Source organism: Saccharothrix ecbatanensis (assembly GCF_014205015.1).
GTDB classification, from domain to species: Bacteria; Actinomycetota; Actinomycetes; order Mycobacteriales; family Pseudonocardiaceae; genus Actinosynnema; species Actinosynnema ecbatanense.
In genome coordinates this window covers 6,980,216-6,995,361 of record NZ_JACHMO010000001.1, presented here as the reverse complement: position 1 = coordinate 6,995,361, position 15,146 = coordinate 6,980,216, and the positions used below count along the sequence as shown (strand labels likewise).

Annotated in this window: 19 protein-coding genes and 1 pseudogene; 17 read left to right on the top strand and 3 right to left on the bottom strand. The window is 70.3% G+C overall.

Annotation, left to right across the window (positions count from 1 at the left end; all coding sequences use genetic code 11):
• Window positions 1–19: 19 nt before the first annotated feature.
• The 11 genes from hemB to F4560_RS30110 all read left to right on the top strand — a co-directional run bounded on the left by hemB (window position 20) and on the right by F4560_RS30110 (window position 7,462).
• Entirely contained in the window at window positions 20–997 is a 978-nt protein-coding gene (hemB, locus tag F4560_RS30160) for a porphobilinogen synthase (protein ID WP_184925809.1), read from the top strand.
• Window positions 994–1,560: a hypothetical protein gene (locus tag F4560_RS30155; protein ID WP_184925806.1), complete on the top strand. Its 567-nt coding sequence runs from the start codon at window positions 994–996 to the stop codon at window positions 1,558–1,560. Before hemB ends, F4560_RS30155 begins: the two co-directional genes overlap by 4 nt.
• A gap of 43 nt (window positions 1,561–1,603) precedes the next feature.
• Complete coding sequence (locus F4560_RS30150; protein ID WP_184925803.1) at window positions 1,604–2,221, top strand: hypothetical protein; 618 nt, start codon at window positions 1,604–1,606, stop codon at window positions 2,219–2,221.
• Between the two features lie 75 nt (window positions 2,222–2,296).
• A complete protein-coding gene (locus F4560_RS30145; RefSeq protein ID WP_184925800.1) occupies window positions 2,297–2,797 on the top strand; it encodes a hypothetical protein in 501 nt (166 codons plus the stop codon).
• Window positions 2,794–3,195 carry a hypothetical protein gene (locus F4560_RS30140; protein ID WP_184925798.1) on the top strand — a complete coding sequence of 134 codons (402 nt, stop codon included), beginning with the start codon at window positions 2,794–2,796 and terminating at the stop codon, window positions 3,193–3,195. The genes F4560_RS30145 and F4560_RS30140 overlap by 4 nt, the downstream gene beginning before the upstream one ends.
• A 78-nt stretch (window positions 3,196–3,273) precedes the next feature.
• On the top strand, window positions 3,274–3,855 hold the full coding sequence (locus F4560_RS30135; RefSeq protein WP_184925795.1) for a hypothetical protein: 582 nt from the start codon (window positions 3,274–3,276) through the stop codon (window positions 3,853–3,855).
• Window positions 3,855–4,304, top strand: coding sequence for a transport-regulating membrane protein Mce1N (gene mce1N, locus F4560_RS30130; RefSeq protein WP_184925793.1), 450 nt, complete (start codon window positions 3,855–3,857; stop codon window positions 4,302–4,304). Before F4560_RS30135 ends, mce1N begins: the two co-directional genes overlap by 1 nt.
• A complete protein-coding gene (locus F4560_RS30125; protein WP_184925790.1) occupies window positions 4,301–4,960 on the top strand; it encodes a hypothetical protein in 660 nt (219 codons plus the stop codon). Before mce1N ends, F4560_RS30125 begins: the two co-directional genes overlap by 4 nt.
• A gap of 11 nt (window positions 4,961–4,971) precedes the next feature.
• Window positions 4,972–6,261 (top strand): glutamate-1-semialdehyde 2,1-aminomutase, encoded by a 1,290-nt coding sequence (gene hemL, locus F4560_RS30120; RefSeq protein WP_184925786.1) that lies wholly within the window; start codon window positions 4,972–4,974, stop codon window positions 6,259–6,261.
• A 17-nt stretch (window positions 6,262–6,278) separates the two neighbouring features.
• Window positions 6,279–6,887 (top strand): histidine phosphatase family protein, encoded by a 609-nt coding sequence (locus F4560_RS30115; RefSeq protein ID WP_184929478.1) that lies wholly within the window; start codon window positions 6,279–6,281, stop codon window positions 6,885–6,887.
• Entirely contained in the window at window positions 6,884–7,462 is a 579-nt protein-coding gene (locus F4560_RS30110; RefSeq protein WP_184925784.1) for a TlpA disulfide reductase family protein, read from the top strand. The genes F4560_RS30115 and F4560_RS30110 overlap by 4 nt, the downstream gene beginning before the upstream one ends.
• 53 nt (window positions 7,463–7,515) lie before the next feature.
• Here the strand turns inward: F4560_RS30110 and F4560_RS30105 are convergent.
• Window positions 7,516–8,460: pseudogene (locus tag F4560_RS30105) on the bottom strand (M64 family metallopeptidase); the annotation flags it as partial.
• A gap of 248 nt (window positions 8,461–8,708) precedes the next feature.
• On the opposite strand from F4560_RS30105, the gene F4560_RS30100 reads away from it, so the two are divergent.
• The 4 genes from F4560_RS30100 (at window position 8,709) to F4560_RS46315 (ending at window position 13,614) form a co-directional block, all read left to right on the top strand.
• Window positions 8,709–9,494, top strand: coding sequence for a cytochrome c biogenesis CcdA family protein (locus tag F4560_RS30100; RefSeq protein WP_184929477.1), 786 nt, complete (start codon window positions 8,709–8,711; stop codon window positions 9,492–9,494).
• 50 nt (window positions 9,495–9,544) lie between these two features.
• A complete protein-coding gene (gene resB, locus F4560_RS30095) occupies window positions 9,545–11,038 on the top strand; it encodes a cytochrome c biogenesis protein ResB (protein WP_184929476.1) in 1,494 nt (497 codons plus the stop codon).
• A complete protein-coding gene (gene ccsB / locus F4560_RS30090) occupies window positions 11,038–11,994 on the top strand; it encodes a c-type cytochrome biogenesis protein CcsB (protein ID WP_184925781.1) in 957 nt (318 codons plus the stop codon). The genes resB and ccsB overlap by 1 nt, the downstream gene beginning before the upstream one ends.
• 147 nt (window positions 11,995–12,141) lie before the next feature.
• Complete coding sequence (locus F4560_RS46315; protein ID WP_184925779.1) at window positions 12,142–13,614, top strand: nucleotide-binding protein; 1,473 nt, start codon at window positions 12,142–12,144, stop codon at window positions 13,612–13,614.
• Window positions 13,615–13,677: 63 nt separating this feature from the next.
• Here F4560_RS46315 and F4560_RS30080 read toward each other — a convergent pair whose 3' ends face one another.
• Window positions 13,678–13,860 carry a hypothetical protein gene (locus F4560_RS30080; protein WP_184925776.1) on the bottom strand — a complete coding sequence of 61 codons (183 nt, stop codon included), beginning with the start codon at window positions 13,858–13,860 and terminating at the stop codon, window positions 13,678–13,680.
• A 52-nt stretch (window positions 13,861–13,912) separates the two neighbouring features.
• On the bottom strand, window positions 13,913–14,131 hold the full coding sequence (locus tag F4560_RS30075; RefSeq protein ID WP_376775359.1) for a BldC family transcriptional regulator: 219 nt from the start codon (window positions 14,129–14,131) through the stop codon (window positions 13,913–13,915).
• A 169-nt stretch (window positions 14,132–14,300) separates the two neighbouring features.
• Here F4560_RS30075 and F4560_RS30070 point away from each other — a divergent pair, with 169 nt between their 5' ends.
• Both F4560_RS30070 and F4560_RS30065 read left to right on the top strand, forming a co-directional pair.
• Entirely contained in the window at window positions 14,301–14,768 is a 468-nt protein-coding gene (locus F4560_RS30070; protein WP_184925774.1) for an Lrp/AsnC family transcriptional regulator, read from the top strand.
• Between the two features lie 11 nt (window positions 14,769–14,779).
• Window positions 14,780–15,040 carry a DUF4229 domain-containing protein gene (locus tag F4560_RS30065; protein ID WP_312869563.1) on the top strand — a complete coding sequence of 87 codons (261 nt, stop codon included), beginning with the start codon at window positions 14,780–14,782 and terminating at the stop codon, window positions 15,038–15,040.
• Window positions 15,041–15,146: the final 106 nt, after the last annotated feature.

The window sequence follows — 15,146 nt, the reverse complement described above, 5'->3', positions numbered from 1 at the left end:
CGTTCCAGGGAGTACCACCGTGTTCCCAGCCCACCGTCCCCGCCGGCTGCGCACCACGCAGGCCATGCGCCGCCTGGTCAGCGAGACGACCGTGCGCCCCCGGCAGCTCGTGCTGCCCATGTTCGTCAGGGAAGGCGCCGACGCGCCGGTCGAGATCAAGAGCATGCCCGGCGTGGTCCAGCACACCCGCGAGTCGCTGCGCAAAGCCGCGGTCGAGGCGGTGCAGGCCGGTGTCGGCGGGCTGATGCTGTTCGGCGTGCCCGCCGAACGGGACGCGGTCGGCTCCGGCGCGACCGACCCGGACGGCATCCTCAACGCCGCCCTGCGCGACCTCCGCCACGAACTCGGCGACTCCACCGTCCTCATGTCCGACTGCTGCCTGGACGAGTTCACCGACCACGGCCACTGCGGCGTGCTCACGCCGGACGGCGCGGTCGACAACGACGCCACGCTGGAGGTCTACGGCGAGATGGCCGTGGCCCAGGCGCGGGCGGGCGCCCACGTGGTCGGCCCCAGCGGGATGATGGACGGCCAGATCGGGTTCATCCGCACCGCGCTGGACGAGGCCGGGCTCACCGACACCGGCATCCTGGCCTACAGCGCCAAGTACGCGTCCGCGCTCTACGGCCCGTTCCGCGAGGCGGTCGACTCGCAGCTCAAGGGTGACCGCAAGACCTACCAGCAGGACCCGGCGAACGCCCGTGAAGCGCTCCGCGAGGTCGCGCTGGACCTCGCCGAGGGCGCCGACATGGTCATGGTCAAGCCCGCGCTGCCGTACCTGGACGTGCTCAAGGCCGTCTCCGAGATCTCGGACGTGCCGGTCGCGGCGTACCAGATCTCCGGTGAGTACGCGATGGTCGAGGCCGCGTCCCGCAACGGCTGGATCGAGCGCGAGCGGACCGTGCTGGAGATGCTGACGTCGATCCGCCGTGCGGGCGCCGACGTCGTGCTCACCTACTGGGCCGTGGAAGCCGCCGCTTGGCTGGACCGGGAATGACCACGCCGAACACGTCGGGGAAGCGCGCCAAGCCGCCGAAGCCGACGCCGCCGAAGCTGATCGACCTGGCCCGGTGGCTGTTCATCCTCAGCGCCGTGATCGGCATGGGCCGCTTCCTGTACCAGCTCTCCGACCGGGAGATGCTGATCAGGATGCTGCGCGACGACCTGGTGAAGCGCGGGATGAAGGCCGGCCAGGACGAGCTGGACGCGGCGGTGACCGGCGCGATCGGGTTCGGGGTGCTGCTGGCGATCGCGTTCGTGCTGGTCTACGCCCTGTTCGCGAACAAGATGGCGGCCGGGCGGAACTGGGCGCGGATCGTGCTGACCGTGCTGTCGGGCATCGGGGTCGCCTTCGGCCTGTTGCAGCTGCTCGCCGTCGCCTCGGGTGGGATGGCGTTGGCCGAGTTCACCGTGAGCCCGATCGTCCTGGTGCTGAGCGGAATCACGATGGTCATCGACGCGGCGGTCATCGTGCTGATGTACCGGCCATCAGTTGCCGGGTACTTCAGATCAGTGCACTCGGTCAGCGTAAAGCCACCACAGGTAGCTAACGGATTGTGATTTCCGGTCGACGGAGCGCCGCACCCCGCCTACCGTCCGTCGCATGACCAATCCGAACGACCCTTACAACCAGGGCGGCTACAACCAGGGCGGGCAGCCCCAGCAGCCCGGTTACCCGCAGCAGCCCGGCCACCCGCAGCAGGGCGGCTACCCCCAGCAGGGCGGATACCCCCAACAGGGTGGCTATCCCCAGCAGGGCGGTTACCCGCCGGCCGCGCCGCCGTTGAGCCAGAGCGAGCTCAACGCGCCCGCGCGCCCGAAGTCTGTCGACACCGCCTTCATGCTGTGGCTGGTCGCGGCGGGCATCGGCATCCTGAGCAACGTGATCACCTTCGTCATCTCCTCGGACATCGAGAGCCAGACGGGCGTGGCGTCGGGCTCCGGCGGGACGATCGTGAGCCTGATCTTCGCGGTGCTGTGGATCGTGGTCGTGATGCAGATGCGCAAGGGCGCCAACTGGGCCCGGATCCTGCTGACCGTGCTGGGTGGCCTGTCCATCATCGGCAACCTGCTCAGCCTCGCGCTCGTCGGCATCCTGCTCTCGCTCGGCGCCTTCGGCGTGATCTCGCTGCTGTTCGTGGTGGTGTCGCTGGCCGTGGTCATCGGCGCCATCGTCTTCATGTTCAAGTCGGACTCGAACTACTACTTCAAGGCGAGCTGACCTGAGGTAACAGGTGTGCTGTCCACCGCCTGTCGTGGTGGACAGCACACCGGACCCGCCCTAGCGTTCCCAGTCGTGACGACCCCTCAGGACCCCGAGAACCCGCCGCCAGGGAGTTGGGCCGATCCGTCCCCGGAGCCCGCCTTGACGCGGCCCAGGGAGTTGACGCTGTCCTTCTGGCTGTGGATGACGGCCGCCGGGCTGCTTCTCGCGTCTGCCCTGTTCCTGCTGACCCAGCGCGACGCGTTGGTCGAAAGCGCCCGTCAGGCCAGCACCGACCGGGACTTCACCGAGGAGCAGCTCCAGGCGGGTGCGACCGGTCTCCTGATGATCGTGCTGATCGGCGCGCTGATCGTGGGCGGCCTGATCGTGTTCTTCGCCGTCAAGAGCCGGACCGGGCGCAGCTGGACCCGCGTCGCGTTGACCGTGATGACGCCGGTCGTGTTCCTGTACAGCATGTTCCTCGCCATGCCCGAGTTCAGCCTGGTCATCGCGCTGGTCGTGGCCGGCGCGGTGGTCACCCTGTACCTGCCCGGCTCGAAGGCGTACTTCGACGCGGTCAAGAAGGCCGGATGACCGGGCAGCCGCCGGCGGTGGTGCGCGGTGCGGTCGGCGTGTGGTTCGCGCTGGGCGCGTTCGGCCTGCTGACCAACATCTACCTGTGGTTACGGCGGGGCTCGTTGGAGGAGTCGGCCGTCCGCGCCGGCGACGACCCGGCGAACGTGACCGGGCTCCTGTCGCAGTTGACCGTCGTCGCGATCGGTTTCGCGCTCGGCTACGGCTTGTTCGGCTGGCTGCTGAAGCTGGGCAGGCGGTGGGCTCGCGGTGTGCTCACGGGCGTGGCCGTGCTGCACGTGCTGTGGATCGTGCTGCCGGGGGCGAGTGCGGTGAACCTGGTGACGTTGCTGCTGATCGCTGTCGGTTTGGCCCTCACCTGGCTCCCCGGTACGGCACAGTGGGTGAAGCAGCACTGAACCCGCGGAGATGCCCATGTCCGAACGGACCCGTTCCGCTCGCCCTGCGAGATCACGCGCCCCTGGGCTGGTGACGAGATGACCCAGCCGCCTCACGGGCCGGAACCGCACGGGCAGCAGCCCTTCGACCAGTACGGGCAGTCCATGCGGCCGGTGGACTACCCCCGGGCCGGACAGCAGCCGTCGTACCCCGGTCCGTCGCAGTACCCCGGCCCGCAGTTCCCCGGCCCGATGCGCAACGTCGACCAGTTCACCACGGCGATCGTCCGGCCACGGGTGGTCGTGGTGGCGTTCGTGTTCTGGTTGCTGGCGGCGTTGTCGTGGCCGGTGGGCACGGTGCTGCGGACGTTGGCGGAGGACGGGTTCAACGGGTTCGGCACGGTGATGACGTTGTTCTTCACCGGCTGCCTCGGCATCGGCGGCGTGTTGGGCGCGGTGGCGTTCATGGGCGGCAGCTACCACGCGCGACTCGCCCTGGTCGGCGGGTCGATGGTGATCGGCGTCCTCGCGCTGGCCGCCGCGATCGTCGCGGCCCGGGACGGCGGGGCCGAGGCGTTGTCGTGGGTGGTGATCGTGTCGCGGCTGGTGTTGCCGACGGTGGCGGCGGTGTGCAGCTTCCTGCCGGGCACCCGGCACTACTTCGCGGGGAACCTCGGCTAGTGGATCAGCCCACGTTGTACGCCGAGTCGGGCGCGTCCTGGTGGCCACTGCTGTGGGGTCCGGTGTTCGCGCTGCTCGGTGTGGGTGTCGAGGGGCTGACCGGCACGTTCCGGCCGCTGTTGTGGTCGGTGGTGGCGCTCGGGTTCTTCCTGCCCACGATGCTGTGGGTGCAGGGACGACGGCGGCTGTACGCCGTGCGCCTGACGCCGGTCGCGCTGCACCAGGGGCGGGAGGAGCTGGCGATCGGGGACGTCGAGTCGGTCGACGGAGTGGAGCCCCGGGCGGGTGTGAAGGTGCTGGGCGGTGGCTGGGACCTGCCTCGGGGCACGGAGGCGGTGCCGATCCGGCTGGTCGACGGCACGGTGGTGATGGGCTGGGCGCGGGACGCGGAGGCGTTGCGGACCGGGATGGCGAGACTGCTGGAGCTGAAGGGCGCTGACGGCCGGTGACAGGCGCGGTGGGTCGGGGGCAGGAGAGCCCGGAGCGGGACAGTTCGGAGCGGGACAGTTCGGCGCGGGAGAGCGCGGAGCAGGTGAACCCCGAGCGACGCGGGCCGGAGCAGGACGCCCCGGACCCGGCCGCCCCTGAGCAGGACGCCCCGGCACCGGCCGCCCCGGAGCCGGCCGCCCCGGAGCCGGCCGCCCCGGAGCCGGCCGCCCCGGAGCCGGCCGGCCCGGAGTACGCGAACTCGGAGCGCGGCGACCTGGCCCGGCCCGGCCCGGAGCAGGAGGGCCGGGAACATGAGAAGCTGACCGGCGTGACTGCGGCCACCGTCGGCACCGACACCGACACCGAGACCGAGCAGGAAACCGGCGAGCCCACGCTGCACCAGCCGAAGCGCGCGCTCATCGCGGTGGGCGAGGTGGTGCTGGTGGCGCTGCTCGTGCCGGCCGCCGTGTGGTGCTGGAACCGGGGTGTCGTCCATTACAGCTTCCCCGTGCCCGATCAGCCGCCGCTGGAGTCGACCCGGTTCAAGGGCAACTGGATCGGCGGGTCCGTCGGCCTGGTCACGGTGGCCGGCGTGCTGCTGCTCGACGCGATCCGCCAGACCGTGCTCGCGGTCCGCACCCGTGGTCGGAAGCAGGTCGAAGAACCCGACGTGTGAGACTGGACCCCGTGACAGTGACGCGATCCCAGGAACTGTTCGAGCGCGCGGCGGCGGTCATCCCAGGTGGCGTGAACTCCCCGGTCCGGGCCTTCCACTCGGTCGGCGGCACGCCGAGGTTCATGGTCCGCGGCGAGGGCCCGCACCTGTGGGACGCCGACGGCAACCGGTACGTCGACCTGGTGTCGTCGTGGGGCCCGATGATCCTCGGCCACGCCCACCCGGACGTGGTCGGGGCGGTCCGGGACGCGGCCGTGCACGGCCTGTCGTTCGGCACGCCCACCGAGGGCGAGATCGAACTGGCCGAGGAGATCATCGGCCGGGTCGACCCCGTGCACCAGGTCCGGCTGGTCAACTCCGGCACCGAGGCCACCATGAGCGCGATCCGGCTGGCCCGCGGGTTCACCGGGCGCCGCAAGATCGTCAAGTTCGCCGGCTGCTACCACGGCCACGTGGACGCGCTGCTCGCCCAGGCGGGCTCCGGCGTGGCCACGCTCGGCCTGCCCACCTCGCCGGGCGTCACCGGCGCGCAGGCCGCCGACACGCTGGTGCTCCCGTACAACGACATCGAGGCGGTCCGGCAGGCGTTCGCCGAGAACGACGGCGAGATCGCGTGCGTGATCACCGAGGCCGCGGCGGGCAACATGGGCGCGATCGCGCCCAAGCACAACGCCGAGCTGAAGGAACTGTGCCGGGCCAACGGCGCGCTGCTGATCATGGACGAGGTCATGACCGGCTTCCGCGTGTCCTACTCCGGCTGGTACGGCCTGGAGAACGTCGCGGGCGACCTCTACACGTTCGGCAAGGTGATGTCCGGCGGCCTGCCCGCGGCGGCGTTCGGCGGCCGGTCCGACGTGATGGCGAAGCTCGCCCCGGCGGGCCCGGTCTATCAAGCGGGCACGCTGTCCGGTAACCCGGTCGCGGTGGCCGCCGGCCTGGCCACGCTGCGTGCCGCGACCCACGACGTCTACCGCGTCCTCGACGCCAACGCCACCCGCCTCGGCGCGCTGTTCACCGCCGCCCTCACCGACGCGGGCGTGAAGCACCGCGTGCAGTTCGCGGGCAACCTGGTCAGCGTGTTCTTCACCGACGACGAGGTCACGGACTACGCGGGCGCGCAGGCGGCCGAGACGTGGCGCTTCCCACCGTTCTTCCACGCCCTGCTGGACCGGGGCGTGTACCCGCCGCCGAGCGCCTACGAGGCGTGGTTCGTCAACGCGGCCATGACCGACGACGACTTCAAGGTGATCGCAGACGCGATGCCGCACGCCGCCCGTGCCGCTGCGGAGGCGACAAAGTGACCCGGACCGTCATCCACATGCTCAGGCACGGCGAGGTGCACAACCCGACGGGCATCCTGTACGGCCGCCTGCCGGGGTTCAAGCTGTCCGAACGCGGTCAGAAGCAGGCGCTGACGGTGGCCGAGCACCTGGCCGACCACGACATCGCGCACGTCGTGGCGTCACCGCTGGACCGGGCCCAGCAGACCGCGTCGCCGATCGCCGACTCGCACCGGCTGGAACTGGCCACCGACGAGCGGCTGATCGAGGCGGACAACCAGTTCGAGGGCCTGCGGGTGGCCGTCGGGGACGGCGCGCTGCGCTCGCCGAAGCACTGGCCGAAGCTGGTGAACCCGTTCCGGCCGTCGTGGGGCGAGCCGTACCTGGAGATCGCGCACCGGATGCTCGGCGCGGTGCAGCGGGCCCGGTCGGAGGCGGAGGGCCACGAGGCGGTGTGCGTGTCGCACCAGCTGCCGATCTGGACGTTGCGGCGGTTCCTGGAGGGCAAGCGGATGTGGCACGACCCGCGTCGACGGGAGTGCTCGCTGGCGTCGTTGACCAGTTTGGTGTTCGAGGGCGAGCAGTTGGTGCGGGTGGTCTACACCGAACCGGTCGGCGCGACGAACCCGAGGGTGACCGGGGCATGAGAGCGGTCCAAGCGGCGCTGGTGGCGGTGTTGTTGCTGGTCACGTCCTGCACGTCCGGTGGGGACGAGCCGGTGGTCGGGTCGGAGTTCCAGCTCGTGGCGCCCAACGGCGAGACGAAGCTCCGCTACGACGGCGACGAGCGCAAGGGCATCAAGGGACTGACCGGCCCGAGCCTGATGAAGGACGACGAGACGATCTCCCTGGACGACTACAAGGGCAAGGTCGTCGTCGTGAACCTCTGGGGCGCGTGGTGCCCGCCGTGCCGCACGGAGGCGCCGGAGCTCCAGAAGGTGCAGGACGAGACCGGGCCGCTGGGCGTGCAGGTGCTGGGGATCGACGTCAAGGAGAACTCGACCGAGTCGCCGCGCGACTTCATGACCAACCGCAAGCTGTCGTACCCGTCGATCTACGACGAGTCCGGGCGGGCGATGCTCGCGTTCCGCGGGCTGCCGCCGAACACCGTGCCGTCCACGTTCGTGCTGGACAAGCAGCACCGGGTGGCGGCGGCGTTCCTCGGCACCGTGATCGCGTCCGACCTGTTGCCGCTGGTCAAGGAGCTGGCCGCGGAGGCGTAGCCGGTTTCCGGTCCGGCGAGTTCGGGCACCTTCTCCTTGAACGCGTCGACCATGGCGTCCCGGCCGACGAGGTTGAACTCGCGGCCGAGCGTGCGCATGATCGAGTTGTCGGTGGGCCGGTACAGGCCGGTCAGGTAGTAGCGGGCGCCCTCGAACGCGCCGACCACGCCGCCGTCCGGTGACGTCCGGCCGAGGTAGGCGGACCACTTCGCGCCGGTGGGGTCCGCGGTGACGTTGACCTCGGTCGGCTCGCCGCCGCTGTACCGGTCGTACGGGTAGTCGTACTCGTCGGCCAGCCCGCCGATCGAGTGCCCCAACTCGTGCACCGCGATCTGCCCGGCCTGGTCGTTCGCACCGGCCGCGGTCGCCACCCCGCCGCCCGCGCCGCCGTACTTGGCCGTGTTGCCGAGCGCGATGACCTGGTCGGCCTGGGGTGCGAGGGCGGCGAACTGGGTGGCCTTGGTCTGGTTCACGCACAGCAGGCGTTCGGTCTGGGTGTCCCGGCCCTGGCACCAGAACCCCATGTCCAGGGCGGTGTCGCGGTCGGCGCCGAGGGTCGGGTCGTGGTCCACCCCGGACTGGTTCGACACGACGTTCACCTGCCAGACGTTGAAGTACTGGCGGTAGGACTTGAACGGCTCCACGGCGGCCAGCTCGGTCCACTTGTCCACCACGTGGGTGTGGAAGGCGTCGAGTTCGGCGGCCGTGTAGCCGTCGCCGACGAACACCAGGTCGAACCGCTGGTCGGGGGCGCCGGTCTGCTGGACGGGGACGACGTCGGCTGCCACGTCGGCCGGTTCGGCGGCGGCTTCGACCGTGCGCGGGACCGGTGTGCGGGAGATCGTGCCGTCGGGCGAGAAGACCTCCACCCACTCCACCTCGGACGGCGCGGACGGCGCGGACGGCGCGGACGGCTCCGCGGCGTCGCCGGGCAGGGGCACGGCGACGACGGCGAAGGCGACGGCCAGCACGGGCAGGGCGAGCCGGTGTGCGCGCATGGCGTCACGCTATGGAGTGGGGTGATCACCCACAAGGGTGGATGGTTGGGTTTAAATCGCCACCCGATCGGGTAGCGCCCCGCGAGGTCGCGTCGATCGTTCGCGGCTCATTTCGCGGCGATCACGCTTTTCGATCGTCGGGAAATGAGGCGCGAACGATCGACTTCCGGGCGACCGAGCCGCCATCTGCGGAGCAGTGGCATCCAACACAGATGCCGGTGCCGAGCGTCAAGTGGGGTTTACCTACCCTGAACGACGTGAACCCGACCGATCTGGCCACCTCGGGCCCGATCCTGCTCGCGACAGCGGTGGCCATGCTCGCCGGGGCGATCTCGTTCGCCTCACCGTGCGTCGTCCCGCTGGTCCCGGGTTACCTCGCGTACCTCGCGGGCCTGGTCGGAGCGGAAGCGCCCGCGGTCGCTGACGGTGAAGGCCGGAAGACCGGCCGCTGGCGGGTCGTTGGCGCCGCGTTGCTGTTCGTGCTCGGCTTCACGATCGTGTTCTCCCTGACCTCGTTCGTGGTGCTCGGCCTGACCGACCTGTTCTGGTTCCAGGGCGACCTGCTCCAGCGCATCGGCGGCGTGATCACGATCGCGATGGGCCTGGTGTTCATCGGCTTGGTCCCCGCCCTCCAGCGGGACGTCCGCGTGCACCGCACCCCCAGAGCCGGTCTGCTCGGCGCACCGCTGCTGGGCGGCGTCTTCGCGCTCGGCTGGACGCCGTGCATCGGCCCGACGCTGATGGGCGTGCTGGCGTTGACCCGCAGCACCGAGATCGGCTCGATCACCGCTCGCGGCGGGGTGCTGGTGCTCGCCTACTGCCTCGGCCTCGGCCTGCCGTTCATCCTGATCGCGATGGGCGCGCGCTGGGCGGTCCGGACCACCGGCTGGCTCCGCGCGCACGTCCGCCAGGTGCAGGTGTTCGGCGGCGTGCTGCTGATCGCGGTGGGCGTCGCCCTGGTCACCGGCCTGTGGGGCGATTTCGTGGCCTGGCTGCGCGACGCCTTCATCACCGACCTAGAACTGCCGTTGTAGTGAGAGCCGTCCTCGCCTTCCTGCGCAACACGTGGCGCGGTCTCACGGCCATGCGCACCGCGTTGACCCTGCTGTTCCTGCTCGCCCTGGGCGCGATGCCGGGCGCGCTGCTCCCGCAGCGGTCGCTGAACCCGCGCAGCGTCGACGAGTACATCGCGAACAACGGCTGGTGGGGCCGGTTCCTGGACGACCTCCAGTTCTACGACGTCTACGCCAGCATCTGGTTCTCCTCGATCTACGTGCTGCTGTTCGTGTCCCTGGTCGGCTGCCTGCTGCCGCGCACCTGGGAGTACTTCAAGCAGATGCGGGCCAAGCCCGTGCTCACCCCGCGCAACCTGGCACGGATGCCGCACCACGCCACGGCGGACACGACGGCGAGCCCGCAGGCCGTGATCGAGCACGCCGAACGGCGGCTCAAGGGCTGGCGCAAGGTCACCGCCGAGGAGGAGAACGGCGTCCGCACGATCAGCGCCGAGCGCGGCTACCTGCGCGAGACCGGCAACCTGGTCTTCCACTTCTCCCTGCTGGGCCTGCTGATCGCGTTCGCGCTGGGCAAGATGCTCGGCTACGAGGGCCAGGTCATCGTGCAGGCGAACGGCGGCCAGTTCTGCAACTCGGGCGTCTACAACTACGACACGTTCCGGCCCGGTCTGCGCGTGGACGGCACGCAGCTGAACCAGTTCTGCGTGCGGGTGGACGACTTCGACGCCACGTACCTGCACAGCGGCCAGGCCGAGAGCTTCCGCGCGGACATCCAGTACCAGTCCGGCGCGGACCTGGAGACCGGCACCTGGCGGCCGTACCCGCTGGAGGTCAACAGCCCGCTGCGCACCGCGGGCGACCGGCTCTACCTCCTCGGCCACGGCTACACGCCGCTGTTCACCGTCACCTTCCCGAACGGTCAGATCCGCAACGGCGCCACCCAGTGGCGGCCGGTCAACGACGTCACGCTCGCGTCCGAGGGCGCGACGAAGTTCGATCCGCCGGACGTGCCGGACGCCGAGCAGCGCCGCAAGAGCCAGCTCGCGATCACCGGCCTGCTCGCGCCGACCGCCGTCTTCCGCGGCGAACTGCTGGACTCGGCCTTCCCCGCGGCGAACGAGCCGGCGGTGGCGATCGACGTCTACCGCGGCGACCTGGGCACCGACTCCGGCCGCGGCCAGTCCATCTTCGCCATCGACCAGAAGATGGTGACGGACGGCAAGCTGGCCAAGGTCGCCCGGAAGAACCTCAGGCAGGGCGAGCAGCTGACGCTCGACGACGGCACCGTGATCCGCTTCGACGGCGTCCGCGACTGGGTGTCGTTGCAGGTGTCGCACGACCCCACCCAGATCTGGGTGCTGCTGTCCTCCGTGCTCGTCATCCTGGGTCTGGGTGTGTCGCTGAGCATCAAGCGCCGCCGGGTCTGGGTGCGGGCGTCCCCGCAGGAGGACGGGCGTACCGTTGTCGAGGTCGGCGGCCTCGCACGCACTGATCAGGCCGGATACGGCGAGGAGTTCACCTCGGTGTCCCGGGACTTGCTCGCCCACGAGGAGGAGAGCTGATGCCGACCGCGACCCTGGCGACGTACAGCGACTGGACCTACGGCGCCGCTGTGGCGATCTACTTCTTCGCCGCGGTGCTGTACCTGTGCGAGGCGGCGTTCGCCCGGCCCGTGAAGGCCCGGGAACGCGAACTCGTCGCGGCCGGCGGGACCAAAGCAGGCGGGACGCAGGCCGACGGCACGTGGACGCCGGGTCTGGTGACCAAGCCGGAGGTGTCCCGCGCCGAACGCATGGGCGGCATGGGCGCGGCGCTGACCGTCCTCGGCGCCGCCCTGCAACTCGCTTCCCTGGTGCTGCGCGGCTTTGCGGCCGAGCGCGCGCCGTGGGGCAACATGTACGAGTACGGCTCGCTGTTGACGCTCGCGGCCGTGGTGACGTGGCTGGTGCTGTCCCGCATGTTCCCGGTGCGCCGGCTCGGCGGGTTCGTGCTGGTGCCGATCGTGATCCTGATGTTCCTCGGCGGCACCGTCCTGTACGCCGACGCCGCGCCCGTGCAGCCCGCGCTCCAGTCGTACTGGCTCGTGGTGCACGTCTCGGTGATCTCGGTGTCCAGCGGCATCCTGCTGGTGCCCGGTGTGGCCAGCGTGCTGTACCTGCTCAAGTCCTCGGGCCGCGCGCGGTTCCGCAAGCTGCCTGATTCCGAGGTGCTGGACCGGCTCGCCTACCGCAGCACGGTGTTCGCGTTCCCGCTGTTCACCATCGGGATCATCTGCGGCGCGATCTGGGCCGAGGCGGCGTGGGGCCGGTTCTGGGGCTGGGACCCGAAGGAGACGGTGGCGTTCGTGTCGTGGGTCGTCTACGCGGCGTACCTGCACGCGCGGGCCACCGCCGGCTGGCGTGGCCGACCCGCCGCCTGGATCAATTCGCTCGGCTTCTCGCTGACCGTGTTCAACCTGTTCTTCATCAACCTCGTAACGACTGGGCTGCACTCGTACGCGGGCGTCGGCTCGCCGTAGACCATCACTTACGCGTGTCGTGCGCCCTCGCCGCGTGGGTGGGTGGGCGCACACACCCAGTGTCATGGAACCACTGGTCGCCGACTACCGTCGGACGCGTGGGGTCGGGGAGGTCTCGATCCGCTTTGCTCAGGGAGGACCCCAGCGGTGACCGGTCGCTACGAGAATCCTGAGCCGTCGTGGCAGCAGCCGGCCGGAGCGGACGGGCAGCAGCCCAACCCGAACCAGTCGGGTGGTTACCAGGTCGAGCCGGGATCGGGCGCCCACTACGGCGACCCCCAGCACACCAACCCGCAGCATGCCAACCCCCAGCATGCCAACCCGCAGTACGCCGAGCCCCAGTACGCCGATCCCCAATACCCGGACCCGCAGTACGCGGACCCCGGCACGGTGTACGTCGACCCGTCGCAGTCCGGCCCGGTGACCGGTCCGTCGTCCGGCGGGTTCCCGGCGCAGTCCGGCGCGTACCAGGTCTCGGGTCAGCAGTCGGGCGCGTACCAGGTTTCCGGTCAGCAGTCCGGGGCCTACCAGGTCTCGGGCCAGTCGGGGGCGTACCAGGTGTCGGGTGGCCAGTCCGGCCCGTACCCCGCGCCCGGCCAGTCGGGACCGCACCAGTCGGGACCGCACCAGTACCCGGGCGGGTTCCCCAACAACTTCCCGCAGAGCGTCCAGCCGCAGGGCACGGCGCAGCCCCAGCGGGCGAACGCCAACGACATGTCCTCGCAGCAGCTGATCAAGCGCGCGAAGCGCCCACCGCAGTCCGGCTGGCGCAAGACCGTGCACTCGGTCACCGGTGGTCTGGTCAACCTCGGCGAGAGCCCGGCCGACCTGCGCCGGCGTGAGCTGATCGCCCGGATCAACCAGCCCCTGCGCGGCTGCTACAAGATCGCGATGCTGAGCCTCAAGGGCGGCGTCGGCAAGACCACCACGACGACCACGTTGGGCTCGACGTTCTCCTCGCTGCGTGGCGACCGCGTGATCGCGGTGGACGCCAACCCCGACCGCGGCACGCTGGCGCTGAAGGTGCCGAGGGAGACCACGGCCACCGTGCGGCACCTGCTGCGCGACGCCTCGAAGATCACCCGGTACAGCGACGTCCGCGCGTACACCTCGCAGTCGCCCAGCCGCCTCGAAGTGCTGGCGTCCGAACAGGACCCGGCGGTGTCGGAGGCGTTCAGCGACCAGGACTACCTGCGCACGGTCACGTTGCTGGAGCTGTTCTACAACATCGTGCTGACCGACTGCGGCACCGGTCTGATGCACTCGGCGATGAAGGGCGTGCTGGACCAGGCGGACTCGCTGGTGCTGGTCTCGTCCGGCTCGGTGGACGGCGCGCAGACGTCGGCGGCGACGCTGGACTGGCTGGACGCGCACGGCTACCGCGACCTCGTCGCGAAGTCCATCACGGTCATCAACTCGGTGCGCCCTGGCTCCGGCAAGGTCGACCTGGACAAGCTGGCCGCGCACTTCGCCCAGCGCTGCCGCGCCGTGGTGCGGATCCCGTTCGACACGCACCTCGAAGAGGGCGCGGAAATCGAGTTGGACAAGCTCGGCCCGGACACCCGGCTGGCGCTGCTGGAACTCGCCGCCACGGTGGCGGACGATTTCCCGAACAACTAGCCCTTTCCGAACAACCAGTACCGCGCACGACGAGGGGCCTCACTCGCTGAGGCCCCTTCGCTGTCACTCTTCGTCGTCCGGCTTCTTCTTGCGCTCTTCACCGAGTTTGCGCAGGAAGTCGGGGTCGTCGTCCGGTGCCAACGTGCGACGACGACTGGGGGCGGTCTCGACCCGGTTCGGTCCGAACGCACGCCACAGCAGCACGGCGATGGTGAGCGCACCGATCATCGCGAGCAGGTAGATCATGGTCGCCACCTCCTTTGCCACGAGATTACCCGTGTCCTGGAGGTGTACGTCCTCAACGCCGGACCGGTTCGGTCGCCTCCGTGGTCAGCTGTGTCAAGAGCTGTTGGACTTCGGACTCGCGGAACCGGCGGTGGCCTCCCGGCGTGCGGATCGAGCCGATGCGGCCCGCGGTCGCCCAGCGGGTCACCGTCTTCGGGTCGACCCGGAACAACGTCGCGACCTCACCCGGCGTGAGCAGCCGTTCCCCCTGGTGTCCCTGCGTCACGGTCACAGTCAATCCTCCCCGGTGGCGAACAGACGTACCGGACGCATCGTGGCATCCCACCCGTCGGGTACTCGAACGCTTGGGTGATGGTAAAGAGGTAGTAAGGGACGAAGCGCGCGGTTCGGACATGCCGCCCGAGGCGTGCGCGGACGACCTTGGGCCTACCCTGTGACCGGTGGACGCTCTTGATCGCCAGATCATCGCCGCCCTGCGGGAGAACGGTCGGGCAACCTACGCCGACCTGGGACGCAAGGTCGGCCTGTCGGCCTCGGCCGTGCACGAGCGGGTCGGCAAGCTGGAATCCACCGGTGTGATCGTCGGCTACCACGCCGTGGTCGACCCGAGCGCCGTCGGCCTCGGCGTGACCGCGCTGGTCAGCATCCACCCCACGGACACGGCGGACGACGACGAGCTGGCCTTGGCGCTGGCCGAGCTGGTCGAGGTCGAGTCGTGTTACCGGGTGGCGGGCGACGAGTCGTTCATCGTCAAAGTGCGGGTCGCCACGGTGGACGACCTGGAGCGCTCGCTGGGCCGGTTGCGGCGCATCCAGGGGGTCGCGCGCACGCGCACGACGGTCGTGCTGTCCACCCGGTTCGAGGGCCGTCCCAACACCGCGGCGGTCGGCCCCGCGGACGACGCGTAACCTGGTTAACCGTGCACCTGGGTCGTGATGTGACGCTTTACATCGGCGCGCGCCTGGGCATGGTCGCCGCGGTCACCGCGCTGCTCGTGCTCGTCAACGTGCCGCTGCTCGTTGCCCTGGCCGTGGGCGTGGTGGTGGCTCTGCCGCTGTCACTCTTCGTGTTCCGCGGGCTGCGGACGCGGGTCGCGCAGGGGCTTGAGGAAAAGCAGGCCGTGCGGCGTGCTGAACGCGAGAAGCTGCGCGCCGAGTTGCGCGGCGATGGCGCTGCTTAGTTAGCTGCCTGGCCAGCCGCCGGGCACGCCTGGCCGCCCAGCCGCCGGGCATGCCTGGCTACCTGCCGCCCAGCCGTCTCCGGGCCGCCCGCCCGCCGCCCAGCTG